Origin of the sequence: Thalassospira xiamenensis M-5 = DSM 17429 (genome assembly GCF_000300235.2) — a bacterium.
Lineage (GTDB): Bacteria > Pseudomonadota > Alphaproteobacteria > Rhodospirillales > Thalassospiraceae > Thalassospira > Thalassospira xiamenensis.
Genome location: NZ_CP004388.1, coordinates 2,055,873 through 2,076,047, shown reverse-complemented (window position 1 = coordinate 2,076,047; position 20,175 = coordinate 2,055,873). Strand labels below are relative to the sequence as shown.

The 20,175-nt window shown below is 52.9% G+C and carries 17 protein-coding genes; 7 read left to right on the top strand and 10 right to left on the bottom strand.

Annotated features, from left to right (window positions below):
• Nucleotides 1-46 precede the first annotated feature (46 nt).
• The 9 genes from TH3_RS09760 to TH3_RS09720 all read right to left on the bottom strand — a co-directional run bounded on the left by TH3_RS09760 (nt 47) and on the right by TH3_RS09720 (nt 9,776).
• Nucleotides 47-907 carry an ABC transporter permease gene (locus TH3_RS09760; RefSeq protein ID WP_007089599.1) on the bottom strand — a complete coding sequence of 287 codons (861 nt, stop codon included), beginning with the start codon at nt 905-907 and terminating at the stop codon, nt 47-49.
• Between the two features lie 14 nt (nt 908-921).
• Nucleotides 922-1,803 carry an ABC transporter permease gene (locus TH3_RS09755; RefSeq protein WP_007089600.1) on the bottom strand — a complete coding sequence of 294 codons (882 nt, stop codon included), beginning with the start codon at nt 1,801-1,803 and terminating at the stop codon, nt 922-924.
• Nucleotides 1,800-2,912, bottom strand: coding sequence for an ABC transporter ATP-binding protein (locus TH3_RS09750; RefSeq protein ID WP_040060823.1), 1,113 nt, complete (start codon nt 2,910-2,912; stop codon nt 1,800-1,802). Before TH3_RS09750 ends, TH3_RS09755 begins: the two co-directional genes overlap by 4 nt.
• A 133-nt stretch (nt 2,913-3,045) precedes the next feature.
• Nucleotides 3,046-4,134 (bottom strand): extracellular solute-binding protein, encoded by a 1,089-nt coding sequence (locus tag TH3_RS09745; protein ID WP_007089602.1) that lies wholly within the window; start codon nt 4,132-4,134, stop codon nt 3,046-3,048.
• A gap of 306 nt (nt 4,135-4,440) precedes the next feature.
• On the bottom strand, nt 4,441-5,559 hold the full coding sequence (locus tag TH3_RS09740) for an ABC transporter ATP-binding protein (RefSeq protein ID WP_007089603.1): 1,119 nt from the start codon (nt 5,557-5,559) through the stop codon (nt 4,441-4,443).
• Between the two features lie 27 nt (nt 5,560-5,586).
• A complete protein-coding gene (locus TH3_RS09735; protein WP_007089604.1) occupies nt 5,587-6,438 on the bottom strand; it encodes a carbohydrate ABC transporter permease in 852 nt (283 codons plus the stop codon).
• A gap of 12 nt (nt 6,439-6,450) precedes the next feature.
• Nucleotides 6,451-7,389, bottom strand: coding sequence for a carbohydrate ABC transporter permease (locus tag TH3_RS09730; RefSeq protein WP_007089605.1), 939 nt, complete (start codon nt 7,387-7,389; stop codon nt 6,451-6,453).
• Nucleotides 7,390-7,578: 189 nt separating this feature from the next.
• Nucleotides 7,579-8,841, bottom strand: coding sequence for an ABC transporter substrate-binding protein (locus TH3_RS09725; RefSeq protein WP_007089606.1), 1,263 nt, complete (start codon nt 8,839-8,841; stop codon nt 7,579-7,581).
• A gap of 47 nt (nt 8,842-8,888) precedes the next feature.
• Nucleotides 8,889-9,776, bottom strand: a complete 888-nt coding sequence (locus TH3_RS09720) for an N-acetylmuramic acid 6-phosphate etherase (RefSeq protein ID WP_007089607.1) — start codon at nt 9,774-9,776, stop codon at nt 8,889-8,891.
• Nucleotides 9,777-10,042: 266 nt separating this feature from the next.
• Here TH3_RS09720 and TH3_RS09715 point away from each other — a divergent pair, with 266 nt between their 5' ends.
• The 7 genes from TH3_RS09715 to uvrA all read left to right on the top strand — a co-directional run bounded on the left by TH3_RS09715 (nt 10,043) and on the right by uvrA (nt 19,151).
• Entirely contained in the window at nt 10,043-10,933 is an 891-nt protein-coding gene (locus tag TH3_RS09715; protein WP_007089608.1) for a glucosamine kinase nucleotide-binding domain-containing protein, read from the top strand.
• Complete coding sequence (locus TH3_RS09710; protein WP_007089609.1) at nt 10,930-11,691, top strand: GntR family transcriptional regulator; 762 nt, start codon at nt 10,930-10,932, stop codon at nt 11,689-11,691. Before TH3_RS09715 ends, TH3_RS09710 begins: the two co-directional genes overlap by 4 nt.
• A 48-nt stretch (nt 11,692-11,739) precedes the next feature.
• Nucleotides 11,740-12,783, top strand: coding sequence for an SIS domain-containing protein (locus TH3_RS09705; RefSeq protein ID WP_007089610.1), 1,044 nt, complete (start codon nt 11,740-11,742; stop codon nt 12,781-12,783).
• Nucleotides 12,783-13,919 carry an N-acetylglucosamine-6-phosphate deacetylase gene (nagA, locus tag TH3_RS09700; RefSeq protein ID WP_007089611.1) on the top strand — a complete coding sequence of 379 codons (1,137 nt, stop codon included), beginning with the start codon at nt 12,783-12,785 and terminating at the stop codon, nt 13,917-13,919. Before TH3_RS09705 ends, nagA begins: the two co-directional genes overlap by 1 nt.
• 43 nt (nt 13,920-13,962) lie before the next feature.
• Entirely contained in the window at nt 13,963-15,030 is a 1,068-nt protein-coding gene (locus TH3_RS09695; RefSeq protein WP_007089612.1) for a Gfo/Idh/MocA family protein, read from the top strand.
• Between the two features lie 20 nt (nt 15,031-15,050).
• Complete coding sequence (gene fbaA, locus TH3_RS09690; RefSeq protein WP_007089613.1) at nt 15,051-16,130, top strand: class II fructose-bisphosphate aldolase; 1,080 nt, start codon at nt 15,051-15,053, stop codon at nt 16,128-16,130.
• A gap of 192 nt (nt 16,131-16,322) precedes the next feature.
• Complete coding sequence (uvrA, locus tag TH3_RS09685; RefSeq protein ID WP_007089614.1) at nt 16,323-19,151, top strand: excinuclease ABC subunit UvrA; 2,829 nt, start codon at nt 16,323-16,325, stop codon at nt 19,149-19,151.
• Between the two features lie 22 nt (nt 19,152-19,173).
• On the opposite strand, the gene TH3_RS09680 is transcribed toward uvrA, so the two are convergent.
• Nucleotides 19,174-20,154 (bottom strand): hypothetical protein, encoded by a 981-nt coding sequence (locus tag TH3_RS09680; RefSeq protein WP_139328148.1) that lies wholly within the window; start codon nt 20,152-20,154, stop codon nt 19,174-19,176.
• Nucleotides 20,155-20,175: the final 21 nt, after the last annotated feature.

Genomic DNA, 20,175 nt, shown 5'->3' with positions numbered 1-20,175 from the left:
AATGTTCATTTGCGAACATGGATCGCTGCATCTTGACGCCGTAATCTCAGGTGGAATTCCTGTCACGCTGAACAAAAACGGAAAGCAATGCCAAGCCGCCAGAAACCACCATAAGCAGCAGGGACAGCGCGTTCAGAACCGGTGTTGATCCCTGTTTGAGGCGGTCAAACATGGCAATGGTCAACGGCGCATCAGATCCGACTAGCATCAGTGTTGTGTTGAAATTTTCAAACGACATCAGGAATGCAACGATCCCCGCCCCGATTAATGCCGGTTTCAGGAATGGGATGGTAACCGTCCAAAGAGCTGCCTGTCGTGTTGCACCAAGATTAAGTGCGGCTTCTTCCAGACTGATGTCAAACTTGCGAAGACGCGCAGAAATCACCAGCGTCGTTATCGTAGTGATAAAAGCAAATTGTCCGATAATCACCAGAAACAGCCCCGGTCGCAGGAAATCAAGATCCCATCCAATCGCTTCTTCAATTCCGTTTGCAATGGCATTGGAAAAGACCAGAATCGATATGCCCAATATGACCCCGGGAATAACCAAGGGCGACAACGCCACCACATAAAGCAGATTTTTTCCCGGAAACTGCGCACGTTCAAACAGGAACGCATTGCAGGTTCCGACAGTAACCGACAGCAAGGTCACCCAAAATGCGACAAAGGCTGAAACCCCAACGCTTTCCAGCAACTTGCCGTCATTGAATATTCCGATATACGGACCGTCGCTACCAAAGAACCATTTGAGTGTGCCTCCCTCCCATGGCATGGACGGGAACAGGCTATCATTGAAAGCAAACACACCAACAACAATCAACGGCGCACTAAGGTAGATGAAAAATAGAGCGATATACCCTGCGTAAATGCCTTTGTAAAAGCGCGGCTGCGGAATGCTCGGAATCATGGCGGTTTCCTCCCTCAGCTCACGGTTTCTGAAAGTGTCTGGCGGCTCAGCTTCAGACCGATCCAAACAATCATCGATGACAGAACCAGCAGCAGGAACCCGAATGCCGATCCGGATTCCCAGTTAAACCGCGTGATGAACTGTGTATAGATTTGCTCGGTAAACCAAAGGCTATCCTTGCCGCCCAAAAGGTTCGGGGTCAGATAGTTACCAAGTGTCAGCATGAAAACAACGATGCAGCCTGACGCGATTCCGGGCATGGCATGCGGAATGACGATATCGCGTGTCACCGTGAATGCATTTCCGCCAAGGTCATAGCCTGCCTCAATCAAACTGTCGTCAAGGCTGTCAAGTACTGACACAAGAGGCACGACCATGAACAACATCGACGTATATACAAGCCCCACCATGATGGTGGCATCATTATAAAGCATCTCAACAGGCCCATCGGCGATCCCGGCCCATTGCAGGAAATTGCTGATCACACCGCTTTCGCGCAGCAAAATCATCCAGCCAAACGTCCGCACCAGCTCTGATACCCAGAACGGGATCAGGCATAGCAGGAACAAAACATTCTTGCCTTTGCCCCGCATGACTTTGGCGATGTAATAGGAAACAGGAAAACCGATCAAAAGCGTAAGTACGGTCGCCATGATCGACATCACCGCCGTTCGAACATAGGTGTTCCAATAAAGCGGCTCGACAAAAAACTCGGTGTAATTGATCAGGCTGAATTCGTACTTGCCATATGAAATCCGTTCACGCAGTGACACAAGCAACAAGTCGACATGCGGCAGGATCACCAGCAAAAATAGCCAAAGCAACAAGGGCATAGCCAGCAATAGCGCGCCAAAGCGAACAGCCCCGCCAGTGCCCGAGGATGCAGGATTTGTCATGCTGTCGCCTCTTGATTTTGTGCTGCGACAAAGCATCGGGTCTGTTCAGCCCCCCAGGTCAAATTGACCAGATCACCGGATTTCAGATTGGCAAAAGCACCCGTTTGCGGTAACGCAACCGTCATTTCATGGCCGGTTGCCTTATCGCGAACCTGAACACTGCTGGCGGCACCATTAAACAGAACATTGTCAACTTTTGCGGCAATCGCATTGTCAGTCTTACCCAGCCCGTCAATCGCGATGGCTTCCGGACGGACAAAAACATCAACAAGTTGCCCTTCAGCCAGTGTTGGATGAGTCTTGCGAGATGCCAGAACGACCCCACCGGTTGGTAGATTGATAACGATATGATCGTCATGCGTCATGCCAACAGTCCCCTTCCAGCGATTGCTTTCGCCAACAAATCCGGCAACGAAAGCCGTATGCGGGTTGTAATAAAGATCCTGCGGAGCCCCAACCTGCTCAAACCGGCCTGCATTCATGACGGCCACCTGATCGGACATTACCAAGGCTTCGGATTGGTCGTGCGTGATGTAAACAAAGGTCGTGCCGATCTCGTGCTGCAATTGCTTGAGCTCCACCTTCATATGCTCACGCAACTTGAGATCAAGAGCGCCGAGCGGCTCATCAAGCAGCAGCACCGCTGGTTCCAGCACAAGGCATCGTGCAATTGCGATACGCTGTTTCTGCCCTCCCGAAAGCTGACTGATCTGTTTGGGGCCGGAATCCGGCAACCCGACACGTGCCAGTGTATCACTGACCTTTTTATCGATTGTAGCCCGATCAGCACCACGGCGTTTCAGTCCGTATGCCACGTTCTCCGAAACATTCATCATCGGAAACAGCGCCAGATGCTGAAATACCATATTCACCGGTCGACGGTTTGGCGGGACACCCAGCACCGATGATCCCTTGATAAGGATGTCGCCCGATGTCGGTGCCTGAAACCCGGCCAGCATGCGCAACAGCGTGGTTTTACCGCAACCACTTGGCCCCAGAATAGAAAAGAAGGACCCTTTGGGAATCGTAAGTGAAATCGAATCTACCGCGGTAAAAGCGTCAAACTTTTTGACCACGTCACGACATTCAAGGTCGAATTGATCTGCCATAGGAGCCTGCTTGAAATGAATTACCGATGCCAGCTTGAACCCGGCTATCGCAGAAATGAAAAAATGCAATGTCCCCGGCAACATATGCCGGGGACATTATCATCCGATCCAAACAGGATCAGAACAGCTTGGCTTACGACTGTGCTGCTTTCACACGATCAAGCGTTTTGCCTTCAAGGGTTTCCAGACCAGCCGGAACCGTCGGATACCATTTAATGTTATCAAGGGCTTCGGCTGGGAAGCTTCCCTGGAACTGCGCCTTCAGCTTGTCATCCGCAAACTCGTCCGCACCTTTGGATGCGGTAAAGTTACCGGCACTTGCGGTAATTTTGGCAGCAATCTCCGGCTGCATGACGAAATTGATCCACTTGTAAGCAGCATCTTCGTTCTCGGATTTGCGCGGCAGGACAAACGTGTCGATCCAGCCTAAAGCACCGGATGCCGGGGCAACAAAAGTAATGTCGGCGTTGTCGTTATTGAGTTTCCAGCCACCGGTATCCCATGCCATTGCGGCAACAACTTCGCCCGACCGCACAAGGTTAAGCAGTGCATCGCCGCCTTCCCAATAGGTTTTGACGTTTGGCTTGCACTCAACCAGCTTTTTCTCAACCGCATCAAGAATTTCCTGATACTTGGCTTCATCGCCATATGCCGCAAACGGGTCCATACCCATTGCAAAGGCAAATCCGATCAGGGTTGGCCGTTTCAAGCGATAGGAAACCTTGCCCGAAATATCGGCATTGCAAAGATCGGTATAATCTTTGACGTCACCAGCTTTGGTCGTGTCAACGATCAGGCCGCTGGTCCCCCAGACATGTGGGACACCATAAACCTCGCCATCAAGCGTGGTATTTTTCTTGGTTGCTTCCAGCATCGACGGAATGAACTTCGCAGCATCAATCTTGGAAAGATCAATCGGCTTGTAAATGCCATATTCGAGCTGTGCACCAGAAATGCGGTCCTGGGACGGCTGGGCAAGGTCGAAACCGCCACCACCGGTAGCACGCAGTTTGGAAATCATGTCTTCGTTGTTCGAAAGCGTGACTTCAACGTCGATTCCGGTCTCTTTCTCAAACATCTCGACGACGTCATCCGGGGCATATCCACCCCAGGTCAGCAAACGAAGCTCTTCAGCCTGTGCGTTTGCACCAAGCATCGCCATTCCGGCAAGAGCAGTAAGCCCCAGCAAAGAACCGCGCAGTGCGCCATGCTTTTTCGACATTATTTTACCTCTCTGTTGACGTGACGGCACTTCCCCTGTCCGGCGTCAATGCATTCTAGGGCATTGCTAACGTTCCGGGACAGCACCAGTATCGCAAGAAACTCTGTTGAAACGAAAGCAAAATCGATCATTTTGCGTTCTTTTGAACAATTCGTTTCAATTCTCGCCGTGAAACCGGACTTTCTGCAAGTTAAACTTCTGCAACAATTTTTCGGAATTTCGGGCCCCAAACGCATCTGCTTGCAAATAAAAAAGGGGCAGCCAAACCGGCTACCCCTTCATGTCTAAATATCTGGAAGCTAAACTCTATTCGGCGGCACTATATTCCGGTGGGCATTGAAGCTTGTCATAGGCCTTTCCGTTGGCATCAAACAGATGAGAAGCCCCGGCTTCGGCTGCGGCACTGAGAGTTTCGCCAATTTTAATACGGCTGTGGCCAGGCGCGCGAACTGTGAAGCGGTCCCCATTCGCCAGCTTGAGGTACAGATAGGTAGAGTCGCCGAGCTTCTCGACAACATCGACCTCGCCGGAAATCGACAAATCCCCCTGCTCACCCGGTGACAGATGCTCGGGACGGACTCCCAGTTCGACATCCTTGCCGACATCACCTGCGGGCACGTCAAACGGCAGAACAGCCTTGGCGCCTCCCGGCACGGTAACGGTTACCTTACCCTGCGCTACCGCATCAACATGCACGGTTGTAAAATTCATCGCAGGTGATCCGATGAAACCGGCAACAAACCGGGTTTGCGGGTGATGATAAAGCTGCATCGGTGATCCGACCTGCTCGACATTGCCAGCATTCATCACAATGATCTTGTCGGCAAGCGTCATCGCTTCGACCTGATCATGTGTGACGTAGACAATCGTTGATTTTAGTTCCTGATGCAGCTTGGCGATCTCGATACGGGTTTGAACGCGCAACGCCGCATCCAGGTTCGACAGTGGTTCATCAAACAGGAAAACTTTCGGCTGACGCACAATGGCGCGACCAATTGCGACACGCTGACGTTGCCCGCCCGACAATTCAGAAGGACGACGATCCAGCAGCTTGTCCAGTTGCAGAATGCGGGCGGCTTCTCGAACCCGCTGGTCAATCGCGCTTTTGTCGTGATTGGCAAGCTTCAAGCCGAACGCCATATTTTTATAGACCGTCATATGCGGATAAAGCGCATAGGACTGGAATACCATCGCAATCCCGCGGTCGCGCGGGCTTTTGGTATTGACGATATCCCCGTCGATCATTAGATCACCACCGGTGATATCTTCCAGACCGGCAATGATACGCAGTAACGTCGATTTGCCGCAGCCGGACGGCCCAACAAATACGACGAACTCTCCGTCCTTCACATCCAGATCAATGCCATGCAGCACGTCAACAGCGCCATAGCTTTTGCGGATCTGGTCCAGTTTCAAATCAGCCATTTAGGTAAGCTCCTGTCACACCAATACTCATTTCACCGCGCCAGATGTCAGGCCGCGAATGAGTTGTCGGGAGAAAATCAGATAAAGAAACAGGATCGGAATGATCGCGAGGCTCAACGACGCCAGAACCGCGTTCCAGTCGGTCACGTACTGACCGATGAATTGCTGGATACCAAGCGTAATGGTCTGCTTGCCATCCCCCGGGGCAAGGATCAGCGGGAACCAAAGATCATTCCAGATCGGGATCATGGTAAACACGGCGACCGTTGCCACAGCCGGCCGGATCAGCGGCAGGATAACTGCAAAGAAAATCTTGAATTCACCGACCCCATCGCAACGGGCGGCTTCTTTCAAATCCTTGGGTATCTGATGCATGAATTCCGTCAGGATAAAGATCGCCAACGGCAATCCTTGCGCGACATAAACCAGCACAAGGGCCGTCAGCGTATTGATCAATCCCAACTCCACAATCAGGTTCAGGATGGAAACCGATCCCAGACGGATCGGAACCATGATGCCAACAGCCAGATACAGCGCAAGCCACGTATTGCCCGGAAACTTGTATTCCGAAAGCGCCCAGGCGGCCATCGATGCAAGCAGCAGAACAATAACGATGGTCACGACGGTTACGGTAAAGCTGTTAAAGAAAAACAGCTCGAAATTCGACTTGGCCAGGACTTTGGTAAAACCGTCAAGACTGAAGGTTTCCGCATTCGGCAACCCCATCGGGTCTTTGAAAATACCTTTGCGGGATTTGAATGCGTTGATGATCACGAGAAAGATCGGATACAGCGCCACCAACGTGTAGGTCAGCAGGATCGCATGCACAATCACGGCACGCGACATGTCTTCCCTGCGAATATTTTTATTCATCATCATCTGGCCGCCTCCTTACAACTGGTAGCGCGCCAGACGGCGCTGCACGGCGAACAGATAGAACAGAACACCAGCAAGAATGATCAGGAACATCAGTGACGCGACCGTCGCCCCCAGGCTCGGATCGCCAAGCTGCAACTGGTAGCCAAAGAATGTGCGATAGAACAGTGTGCCCATGATATCGGTCGAGAAATTCGGACCGGCCAACGCACCCTTTACGGCATAAATCAGGTCGAACGCATTGAAGTTACCCACAAATGTCAGGATCGACACCATCGCAATCGTCGGCAGAACCAGCGGCAGCTTGATATGCAGAAACACCTCGAAATGGGTCGCGCCATCGACAATCGCCGCATCGACCAGATCATCGGGGATAGCCAGAAGGGCCGCATAAATCAGCATCAGCGGGATGCCGACCCACTGCCAGACCGAGATAAAGGAAAGCGTGATCAGGGCCGAACCTTCCTTGCCAAGCCACGGACCAAACAGTGATTTCAGGCCGAAAATATCAAGGATATCGACGCCCACACCCCAGACAGGGCTCAGGATCAGTTGCCAGATGAAACCGACAAGCACCACCGACAGCATGGTTGGCATGATCATCATCGTGCGATAGGTATTGCGGAACCTTAGTTGCGGCAGGCTCAAAATACCCGCAAGCGCGATCCCGATCGGGTTCTGCACCAGCATGTGAACCGCAAAGAATTTCATGTTGTTCCAGAAACTGTTCCAGAAGGTCGCCGACCAGTCCGGATCACCCAGAATGGTTCGATAGTTATCGAAACCGACAAAGGCCATCTCCCCGCCGCTTGGCGTGGAATAAAAACTGAGACGTATGGAATCGATCAGCGGATAGATCATAAACAATGTGTAGATGATCGTCGCAGGTGCCAGAAAGGCAAACACAGGCAATTTTGCCTTGCGCCAATCGGTCATGGGTCCGGAATGCGCCATACCTTATCCTGTCTTTCTGAGATTAAGCGTACGGGGAACGCGCCCCCGGTCGAAAGCGTTCATCTAGGGGCCTGATTGCAGTCCTGTCCGCCGGATTTGTCAATCAGCGTGATCTGCGGAACTGCAACATATTACTGCGGATACAACGATGGCAGGCGCAAGAAGTCACCTGCCATCTGTATTCAGGCCTTACTGATGCGGCGCATACCACTTCGCAAGTCCGGCTTCGGTAGCTTGGCCAGCCTCTTCCGGGGTAACGGTGCCGTTGATAACCTGTGCGGAAATGTTCCACAGTTCGTTTTCAAGGTTCGGCGTGCCGCGTGACAGAATCTGATACGAGTTACGAATGGTTGACTCGCATTTCTGACGCCAGCTGACGAACTCGTTGGCAACCGGATCGCTGATTTCAACCTTGTGGTTCGACAACGAGAAGAAGCCCGGCAGCGCGTTCGAATAAAGCGACGCAAATTCCGAACCGGTCATCCATTCGAGAAAGATCTTTGCTTCGGCGGCATTCGGCGATTTGGCATTCAGACCCAGCGCGATATCGGTATGGTCACTGATATAGCAGGTATCCGAACCCGCAGCCGGGGGCGGTGGGAAGGCACCGAATTCAAATTCGGCTTGGCTGTTAAACAGGGAAATATCCCACGAACCGGCCGGATAAACTGCCGCGCGACCAAGCGAGAACAGGTTCTGCGCATCCGGATAGGAAATGGCTTCATAACCGTCCGGCAGATAGTTCGACCAGCTCGCCAGTTCAGTAAAGGTATCAATATACGGCTTGTCGGTGAATTTCTGGTTACCATCGATCAGGGCTTTACGGCCCTCTTCGCCTTTCCAGTAATTCGGACCAATGTTCTGGAAGCCCATGGTGGCTGCTTCCCACTGATCAGCAGTCCCCATTGCCATCGGGATATAGCTGCCTTCTTCCTTGATTTTATCAAGGGCGGCATAGAACTCTTCGCGGGTTTTCGGCACTTCTACACCGGCCGCCTCGAAGGCTTCCTTGTTATAGATAAAGCCATGAATAACCGATGCCATTGGCAGACAGAAGGTGGCGGAACCATCATCGGTCTGCCATGCGGATTTCGCAACGTCCGAGAAATTGTCCATCCCCTTGATGTCATCAAGCGGTGCAAGATTTCCCTGCTTGTAAAGCTCAAGCGACGCATCGAACGGACGGCAGGTAATCAGATCACCAGCAGTACCGCCTGCGAATTTCGCATTGATCAGCGCGTTATAATCTGTCGGCGGGGTCGGCGAGAAAGTCACCTTGATTTCAGGATATTCCTTGTTAAAGGCCGGAATAATCTGATCATTCCAGATATCGATATCGTCGTTACGCCAGCTCTCGATCACGAGTTCGCCGGCAGATGCCATCAACGGAACCAGGGCGACACTTGCCGCCAGGGCCGCTGCCAGGCCTTTTGCAAACACTTTATTCGACATTTATGCCTCCTCTGATCAATGTCGGCGGACTGCTATCCCTGCAGATGTCAGTCCTTATACTCAAGCGCTGCCCGGAGATTTCCGTTAAACATCGCAAGAATTTCTTTGGCTTTCGCGGTCTCGTGCCCTTTGGCAATCAGGACCGCGATGCGGATATCAAACTGTGCTTTTTCAAGGGCGCTTTCGGCATTCCGCGCATCGCAACCAGCAATATGCCCTGTAATGCGGATGGCGCGATCATGCAACTTGATGTTTTCGGCACGCATGCCGATCATCAGATTATCAAAAAGTCGCCCCAGCTTGCTCATGACAAGCGATGAAAGGATATTTATGGCAGCCTTCTGCGCGGTCCCTGCCCCCATCCGGGTTGAGCCAGCGATAACTTCGGGCGCGCTATCAAGAAAAATACCGCACTCTGCCGTCGTCAAAAGTTTGCCATCAGGGTTATTGCAAAGACCAACGGTGTAAGCACCGCGCTTACGTGCCAGTTTAACGACGCGCAATGTATAAGGCGTAGAGCCACTGGCCGCGACGGCAATGACCGCGTCACCTTCACCTATGCGATGTCGGGTAATTTCGTCTTCTGCGGCTTTGGTATCGTCTTCAGCGGAATTGAATACACCCGGCTCGCTTAGCAAGCCGCCTGCCAACATGACAATGGTCATGTCTTCGGGCCAGCCAAACGTTCCGCCAAGTTCCTTGGCATCCTGCCAGGCCACCGTGCCGGAAGTTCCAGCACCAACATAAACGAGACGACCCCCGCCGCCCAGGCGACGTGCTATCCCGTTTGCGGCTGTTGCCATATCCGTCAGGACCGGCCCCAGCGATGCGACTGCGCGCATCTGGCCTTCCCACAAAGCCATAAGGAAATCTGCGTCGGACCACTGATCCAACCCGGCAAAGCGCATATCAAATTCTTCAGTGCGTGATGCCATTTTCCAATCTCCCTCCATCAGTTAAATACCATTATGATACCAGCAAGGCAAGGCACTTCCTGAACGCACCCCGAAATTTACTCAGATTCACCTCATATTTCACTTTTTTTCAAATAGATAATAGGTGATTTCAATTTATCACCGGCAGCGCCATCCTTATCTACATGATGCCAAAATGGGACCGAGAACAGCATTAGTGGATTTATATTGGTATTGCTTTTCAAGATACCACTCTGCTATGATCCCTTCAGTTAGGGATGGTCGGAATGCAAAACGCACAAAAAGAAAAGCTCTACCTTGGCATTGATGGTGGCGGTACGCGCTGCCGGGCGCGCATTGTCAATAGCGCGGGTGAAACCCTCGGTGAAGCCATGCGCGGCGGGGCAAATACCCGCCTTGGCATAAACCACGTCTTTGGTGAAATCATTGCCGCTGCGACCATGGCACTCAAGGAAGCAGGCCTTTCCGAAAGCCGCATTTCGGATTTGCACGCAGGACTTGGACTGGCCGGTTTGCCGTTGGAGCGCGAACGCAAACTTGCCGAATCCTATAAACATCCGTTCGCCAGTGCCTGTTTTGCGACCGATGCCTACACTGCATGCCTTGGCGCACATGATGGTGCTGACGGGGCCATATTGATTGTTGGAACCGGTACCTGCGGACAGGCGATTGTCGAGGGTCGTGAATTGGCACTTGCTGGTTGGGGCTTCGAGATTTCTGATATCGGAAGCGGCGCCCGTATTGGCCGGACGGCGATTGAAACCGCCCTGCTTGCCCACGAAGGTTTGGCGGTGTCATCCGAACTGACTCGCGCCGTCATGAAACATTTTAACGACAATCCAGAAGAAATCGTCGCTTTTGCCGAGAAAGCCCGACCAGCTGATTATGGCGCATTCTGCCCAATGGTATTCGATGCCGACAGCCATGGTGACTCGACTGCTGCCGCCATCATTGATGTTGCTGTAACCGCAAATCGCAATATTCTGCACAAGCTTCAGGAATTCGGCGCGAAACGGCTGAGTTTGATGGGCGGCCTTGCCGAGCAGATGGCCAAACGCATGCCTGACGATATCCGGTCCGATCTGGTTCCGGCACAAAACGATGCCCTGCATGGGGCAATCCTGATGGCTAGTAAATATCAAAAGGTGCATGCATGATCAGTACAGCAGACGTCATCGCAAGCCTGCGTGCCCGGGACATCGAAAATATCGGTCATGGCCCGCTGTATCGCCGCCTGCAAACGGCAATCAAGGCCGTTATCGATGATGGTATCCTGAAAGTCGATGACGCCCTGCCAAGCGAACGCGATCTAGCTAATGAACTTGGTATTTCACGCGTTACCGTACGAAATGCCATGCGTGCCCTTGTAGAAGAAGGCGTCCTTGTACAGCGTCACGGCGCAGGCACATTTGTCGCCCCGCGCGTTGAACAGGCCCTTTCGCGCCTGACATCCTTTACCGAGGATATGATCACGCGTGGTATGAAGCCCGGTGCAGTCTGGATTGAAAAAACCCTCGGTCATGCCTCGCCCGAAGAAGCCATGGCGCTTAATCTTTCGCCGGGTACAGAAGTAACAAGGTTGCGGCGTTTACGTACAGCCAATGACAAACCGATGGCTCTCGAATACGCAGTCGTGCCACGCGCCTTCCTGCCAAGCCCGGATGAAGTCGAAAAGTCGCTTTATGATGCGCTGGCAAAATACGGCAAAAAGCCTGAACGCGCTCTTCAACGTCTTCGGGCTGAACTGTTTGATGGCGAAACGGCAAAAATCCTTGGCGTACCTGATGGCTGTGCCGCCCTTTATATCGAACGGCGTTCTTTCCTTGCCAACGGTACACCGGTCGAATTCACCCGTTCCTATTATCGTGGCGACAGTTACGACTTCATCGCCGAAATGCAAGTTGATGCGCGCTGAAAATGATCGCGTCGCACGTCGCCCCAAAAGTTTGAGGAAACACTCGATATGAGCACGCGCTGGACACCCAAAACCCAGATGGGTCGCGAACTGGCCGAAGCCCCGGCCATCGTTGCCAAGCAGCTTGATCACAACAAGACTGCAATTGATGCTCTGGTCGCGGACCTGCGTGCCAACCCGCCAAAATTCGTTGTGACGTGCGGGCGCGGCAGCTCTGATCATGCAACGCTTTACGCAAAATATCTGATTGAAAGCCAGCTTGGCATTCCGGTCGTATCTGCTGCCCCATCGATCGTCTCGATATATAACCGGTCTATCGCCAGCAAGGACGCCTTGTTTATTGCCGTCTCCCAGTCGGGCAAAAGCCCGGATCTGGTCAAGAATACCGAGGCCGCCCGTGATGCCGGTGCCCGCACCGTAGCATTGGTCAATGTCGTTGATTCCCCGTTGGCCAATACGGTTGACCATGTCATTCCGCTGATGGCAGGCCCTGAAATCAGTGTTGCCGCGACCAAATCCTATATCGCAACATTGTCCGCCATCGCGCAGATCGTTGGTGGATGGACGCAGGACCCGGCATTCAACAAGGCGCTTGTCGCCCTGCCCGCATCACTCGAAAAGGCGCTTGGCATGGATTGGCTTGATGCTGCTGACGCGATTGCGAAATCAAACGGTCTTTATGTGATCGGCCGTGGGCCAGCCTTTGCCATCGCACAGGAAGCAGCCCTTAAATTCAAGGAAACCAGTAGCCTGCATGCCGAAGCTTTCAGCGCAGCCGAAGTGAAGCATGGCCCGATGGCACTGGTAACTAAGGATTTCCCGTTGCTGGTCTTTTCCCAACAAGATGCATCGCGCGAAAGTGTCGAGGGTTTCCTCGAAGAAATGCGGGCGAAAACCAATAATCTGTTCGCCGCCGAAACCGGTCACGCTGATATCAAGGGCCATCTTCCGGTGGTCGAGGATATCCACCCGCTTCTGGCCCCCATCGCAATGATCCAGACATTCTATACGCTCGCAGAACATGTTGCGCTGGAACGTGGTTGCAATCCAGATGCGCCACCACACCTGTCCAAAGTAACGGAGACGCACTGATGACCGATTTTGCCATTACCAATGCACGTGTCTTTGACGGTACAGATTTCCATAACGGCAAAGCTGTCATTGTTCGGGACAGCAAGGTGGATGCGATTGTTGAAAGCCGCCATATCCCTGAAAATATCGCGGTGATTGATGCGGGAAATCAGATACTTGCGCCCGGCCTTATCGATGTTCAGGTCAATGGTGGTGGCGGGATCTTGTTAAACGATGAACCGAATGTCGACGGTATTCGCGCGATCATGGCTGCCCACCGTAAATATGGCACCACGGCCATGCTGCCTACCCTGATCACGGATCATCGCGACAAAATGGAAGCCGCGATTATGGCCGTAACCGACGCAATCAATCAGGAAGTACCGGGCATTGTCGGCATCCATCTGGAAGGCCCGTATCTGAATGCCGAACGCAAAGGCGTGCATGACGCGAACATCATCCGCCCGATGGAAGGTGACGCGATTGATCTTCTGACCCGCCTTCCCAATGGCCGTATCCTGGTGACCATGGCCCCGGAAAAGGCCGCCAAAGGCACAATTAAAAAGCTGGCTGATCGTGGCGTTCTGGTTTGTGCCGGTCATACTGCGGGCACTTATAACCACCTACAGGCTGCCATTGCCGAAGGCATGCGCGGCTTCACGCATTTGTTTAATGCCATGAGCCCGATGACCCACCGTGAACCCGGTGTTGCCGGTGCGGCGATGGCCGATGACAGCACCTGGTGCGGATTGATCGCTGATGGCTATCATGTGCATCCAGCCGTTCTGAAGGTTGCCATTCACGCCAAGGCCAAAGGCAAGATCATGCTGGTGACCGACGCCATGCCAACAGTCGGGGCTGACGAAAAACGCTTTGTTCTGGGTGGCGAGGAGATCATGGCCACCGATGGTCGCTGCGCGCTGGCTGATGGTACATTGGCCGGATCGGACCTCGACATGATCGCCGCGGTTAAGAATTGCGTCGAAATGGTCGGCATCGATCTTGGCGAAGCGCTTCGCATGGCGTCCCTGTATCCGGCCGCGTTCCTGAAACTTGACGATGTCATGGGACACATCGCACCGGGCTATCAGGCCGACATGATCCTGTTTGATGACGATTACAACGTCACACGGAGCTGGATCAAAGGCGTAGAATAATCTCAATACAACAAAGCATTAGAAACTTATCAGGAGGCACAACATGAAGCCTGTTCGTATTCTTGTCGTCGGTCTTGGCAATATGGGATTATCGCATGCCAAGGCCTATCACGCGCTTGACGGGTACGAAATCGTCGGACTGTGTGCCCGTTCCGAAATCCCGGCAGAAAACCTTCCGGATGGTTTTGCTGCCTACCCGCAATTTACCGATTTTCATACTGCGCTGGCGGCAACAAAACCTGATGCAGTTTCGATCAACACATATACCGAAACCCATGCTGATTTTGCCATCGCCGCATTCGAAGCCGGGGCGCATGTCTTTATTGAAAAGCCATTGGCAGCTACTGCCGAGGATGCCGAACGTGTGGTCAATGCAGCCAAAAAGCACGGTCGCAAACTGGTGATCGGCTATATCCTGCGCCATCATCCGTCTTGGGCAAAGTTCGTTGAAGTTGCAAAGACACTCGGCAAGCCGCTCGTCATGCGCATGAACCTGAACCAACAAAGCAGCGGTGCTTTCTGGGAAACCCATAAACGGTTGCTCAACAGTGTTTCACCGATTGTCGATTGTGGTGTGCATTATCTTGACATGATGTGTCTGATGACCGGCGCAAAACCGGTATCGGTCAGCGCCATCGGCGTACGCCTGTCTGATGAAGTTGCACCTGAAATGTATAACTATGGTCAGTTGCAGGTGCGCTTTGATGACGGATCAGTTGGCTGGTACGAGGCCGGTTGGGGACCAATGATCAGCGAAACCGCCTTTTTCGTCAAAGATGTGATCGGACCGAAAGGCTGTGTTTCCATCACCGATGTTGAAGAAAAAGGTGCCGGTTCAGCCGATATCGACACCCACACAAAAACGAATGCCTTAAAGCTTCACCATGCTGCCACAGATGCTGCCGGAAAATTTACACAATCTGACGAAATCATCCGCACAGACGACGAGCCCGATCATGACGGCCTGTGTCTGCGTGAACAGCAATTTTTCCTAAAGTCTATAACGGAAAACCTTGACCTTACGCAGCATATGGAAGATGCATTGGGCTCCTTACGGATTGCCCTCGCTGCGGATCAGTCGGTACGCACGGGGGAAACAATAATACTCTGACCCCCAGGAGGAGTACCCACATGCCTTCCGTTAAACCCGGTGTTGTTACCGGTTCTGCCTATCGTGACCTTGTCGCTGCCTGCAAGCAGGACGGTTACGCCCTTCCCGCCGTCAATATCACATCGTCCAGCACGATGAATGCCGCCCTTGAAGCCGCTGCAAATGCCGGTTCTGACATCATCATTCAGCTTTCGAATGGCGGTGCACAGTTCTTTGCCGGCAAGGGCATCAAGGACGCAGCAGCGGCCCGTGTTGTAGGCGCTGTTTCGGCTGCACGCCATGCCCAGCTGATGGCTGAGTATTATGGTGTTGCTGTCGTCATGCATACCGACCACGCAAACCGGAAATTCGTTCCGTGGGTCGATGAAATGCTGAAATGGAGCGAAAAGGCCCATGCCGAGACCGGCAAGGCGCTTTATAGCTCCCACATGCTGGACCTGTCCGAGGAACCGCTCGAAGACAACCTGTCGACCTGCGAAGAGTTCCTCAAACGCATGTCAAAAATCGAAATGAGCCTGGAAATCGAACTGGGCGTGACCGGCGGCGAAGAAGACGGTATCGGCCATGACCTTGATACTAGTGTCGAGGAAATTGATCCACGTCTTTATACCCGTCCCGAAGAAGTAGAAGAAGCCTATCGCCGTCTTGCTCCGCTGGGCCATTTCTCGGTCGCGGCGGCATTCGGCAACGTTCATGGCGTTTATAAACCGGGTAACGTCAAGCTTCGTCCGGAAATCCTTCTGGAATCCCAGAAATATGTTTCGGAAAAGCATAACCTTGGCGACCGTCCGCTAGACTTCGTGTTCCATGGCGGTTCGGGTTCGGAAAAAGAAAAAATCGAAGAAGCCGTCAGTTACGGCGTCTTCAAGATGAATATAGACACCGATACCCAGTTCGCCTATTCGCGCCCGGTTGGCGAATATGTCGAAGCCAATGCACGTGCTTTCAAATATCAAGTGGACCCGGATACGGACCAGCCCTACAAAAAACAGTACGACCCGCGCGTATGGGTCCGCGAAGCCGAACTTTCGATGGCGGCCCGCCTCGAAGAAGCTTTCAAGGATCTTGGCGCAACCGGCCGGTCGGTTACCAAAGGCTGATCCTGTCAGTATCTAAAAAAAACAGATCAACCCGCCGGTTTTTCCGGCGGGTTTTTTCGTGGGCAATCTTGCGCGACTGCAAAAATAAACTACTCCTGACAGATACTGACAGGAACTGTCAGGGGCGCGCTTGCGTATCATAATTGGCTCCTCTATACCTTTCCCGAACATTACAGGAACAAAAGGCCCGACATGCTGACGAAAATTTCGGTTCGCGGTGCGAAAGAACATAATCTGCAAAATATCGATGTTGAACTGCCCCGCGATGCTCTGGTGGTCATCACTGGTCTGTCAGGGTCGGGCAAAAGTTCGTTGGCGTTCGATACGATTTATGCCGAAGGACAGCGTCGTTATGTCGAAAGCCTGTCAGCGTATGCACGTCAATTCCTTGAATTGATGCAAAAACCCGATGTGGAATATATCGATGGCCTGTCTCCTGCCATTTCCATCGAACAGAAAACAACATCGCGCAACCCGCGCTCGACTGTGGGAACGGTTACCGAAATTTATGACTATATGCGTCTTCTCTGGGCGCGCGTTGGCATCCCGTATTCCCCGGCAACCGGCCTTCCGATTGTCAGCCAGACCGTATCGCAGATGGTTGACCGCGTTATGGAAATGCCCGAAGGCACGCGGCTTTATCTGCTGGCACCGTTCGTTCGGGGGCGTAAGGGTGAATACAAAAAGGAACTGCGTGACCTTCGCACACGCGGGTTCCAGCGCGTCAAGATTGATGGCGAAATGTATGACATCGACGAAGCACCTGAACTGAACAAAAAACTCAAGCACGATATCTCGGTCGTGGTTGACCGTCTGATCGTCAAGGAAGGGATTGCAACCCGCCTTGCCGACAGTTTTGAAACCGCCCTTGAACTGACAGACGGTATCGTCCTGACCGAAGATGCCAAAACCGGCGAAACAACCGTGTTCTCGGCAAAGTTCGCCTGCCCGGTTTCCGGCTTTACGATAGAAGAAATCGAGCCACGCCTGTTTTCGTTCAACAACCCGTTTGGCGCCTGCCCGGCTTGCGATGGTCTTGGCACCCAGATGGAATTCGACCCGGAACTGGTCGTCCCGGATGAAAGCAAAAGCCTTGACGACGGCGCTGTTGCGCCGTGGGCCAGCACCACATCGAAATATTATCTTCAAACCCTACGTGCGGTCGCCAAGCATTTCGGCTTCAAGACCAATGTCGCATGGGAAAAGCTTCCGAAAACAGCACAGGACATCATTCTGTATGGTTCAGGTGATGAAGACGTCACGGTGACCTACGATGACGGTTCGCGCAGCTACAAGGTTGCCCGACCGTTCGAAGGCGTCATTCCCAACATGTCGCGCCGCTGGCGCGAAACCGACAGCCAGTGGGCACGCGATGAACTTTCGAAATACCAGACGGTTTCAAGCTGCCCGACCTGCGAAGGCCATCGCCTGAAACCCGAAGCACTGGCCGTGAAGATCGACAAATCCACGATTTCAGAGATCACCGATCTTTCGATTGGCAAAGCCGCCGATTGGTTCCAGGCGCTTGAAGGCAAACTGAACGAAAAAGAAACCGAAATCGCGCGACGCATCCTGCGCGAAATCAATGATCGCCTGCGTTTCCTGCGGGATGTCGGACTGGATTATCTGTCGATGTCGCGTACATCTGGCACACTTTCAGGTGGCGAAAGCCAGCGTATCCGGCTGGCGTCGCAAATCGGATCCGGCCTGACCGGGGTCTTGTATGTTCTGGATGAACCTTCCATTGGCCTGCATCAGCGTGACAATGACCGCTTGCTTGAGACCCTGAAACGTCTTCGCGATCTGGGCAACACCGTGCTTGTTGTTGAACATGACGAAGACGCCATTCGTGCCGCCGATTACGTCGTTGATATGGGCCCTGGTGCCGGTATCCATGGCGGTCGTATTGTTGCCGAAGGCACACCCGAACAGATCCAGCAGAACCCGAACAGCCTGACCGGAAAGTATCTTGTCGGGGTTGAACAGATCGCCGTTCCCAAGGAACGCCGCAAGGGTAATGGCAAATCGATTGCGATCAAGGGTGCCCGCGCCAACAACCTGCAAAATGTCGATGCCAAATTCCCGCTTGGCAAATTCATCTGCGTTACCGGTGTTTCAGGGGGCGGAAAATCCAGCCTTGTCATTGAAACGCTGTATAAGGCGCTTGCCAAGCGGATGCATAATGCGCGCAATCATCCCGGTGCCCATGACACCATCACCGGCATCGAACATATCGACAAAATCATCGATATCGACCAAAGCCCGATTGGCCGCACCCCACGTTCCAACCCGGTCACCTATACCGGGGCCTTCACCCCGATCCGTGACTGGTTCGCGCAATTGCCCGAAGCCAAAACACGCGGTTACAAGCCCGGCCGTTTCTCGTTCAACGTCAAGGGTGGCCGTTGTGAAGCTTGTCAGGGCGATGGCGTGATCAAGATCGAAATGCATTTCCTGCCTGATGTTTACGTTACCTGTGATCAATGTAAGGGGAAGCGATACAACCGCGAAACGCTGGAAATATCATTTAAAGGCAAATCGATATCTGACATTCTTGATATGACAGTCGAAGAAGGGGCCGATTTCTTCAAGGCCGTTCCGTCCATTCGCGACAAGATGGAAACCTTAAAACAGGTCGGGTTGAGCTACATCCATCTCGGTCAGCAGGCAACGACCCTTTCGGGTGGTGAAGCGCAGCGCGTGAAGCTTGCCAAGGAACTGTCAAAGCGGGCCACTGGCCGCACGCTATACATCCTTGATGAACCAACCACCGGGCTTCATTTCCATGATATCCGCAAGCTCCTAGAAGTGTTGCACACCATTGTCGATCAGGGCAACACGGTGGTTGTGATCGAACATAACCTTGATGTCATAAAAACTGCCGACTGGATCATTGATATCGGTCCCGAGGGTGGTGATGGCGGCGGCAAGCTGGTTGGTTGCGGCACACCAGAGGCCATCATGGCCAACGAGGAAAGCTATACCGGTAAATACCTTAAACGCCATCTCGGCCTGAAGTAATGTCTTAAAGCGAAGCGGGCACCTAGCCCGCTTCGACCCGATCTTCGACCCGTTTGACAAGAGCAGAACTTAGCCGCTCGCTAAAGCCTGACAGGAATGCCAGCACCAGCACGATGGAAATCTGTTGCCCGGCACCAGAAATCGTTCCGATCTGATCCATGTCGGAAATATTGTGTAACTGATCCAGCGGGATCGGCAAAATACCGGCGCGCAGTGCCAGTAATACTATCAGGGCGAAGCAAAAACCAAGGCAGGGTCGAAACAGAAAATTAAAAAAAACCGACGCCGGTTCCATTTCCGCCCAGTCGACATCCTTACCCAACCGCATCATCATGCTTACCAGTGCCCCGATCGCACCGAAACTGCCGACAAAGAACAACAAATCATAACTGAAGCCGAACAGTTTGCCGTGCCCGGCGCTGACGATCTGGTCTACGTGTAAAAACAGCATCACCGACACGACCAGCAATATCGGCGAAAGCGCCAGCGCAATTGCTGCCACCCGAAGCGAACGGAAAAAAGCCCGCTGTGTGTTATCAAGCTGATCGCGTCCGCCCGCCAGATCAGATAGATAACCATGCACAAATCCGTCCCGCCCTTGATTGAGCGCCAGCAACATGACGATTGCATCTGACGTTTTGCGCATTTGGGCATCGGCATCGAGCCCTTCATCCTTGCGCCACCAGCGCAAAAACGACCGCATGACAAGCGATGCGCGCCATCCCTGACGGGTGGCGACAACATAATCAATCATGTTTTCAACATCACTGCTGCCAAACTTGTTGGCGCCGATATCACCAAATGGAAAGGCAATCCGTCCGATGGTAGAGGCGGCATTTTTGCGCGCTGATGTATTATCATCTCCGTCTGTCGCACCATCACCGCCATTTCCATCAGGCAAACAATCAATCGTCGTGCTCTGTCTGGATCGCCGGATTGGAACAAGCCCCATCACAGGGCAATGGGCCGGATCGTAACCATAGGGTCGATGCGGATAGCTCATGATGCCGTCCTTGTGATGGAT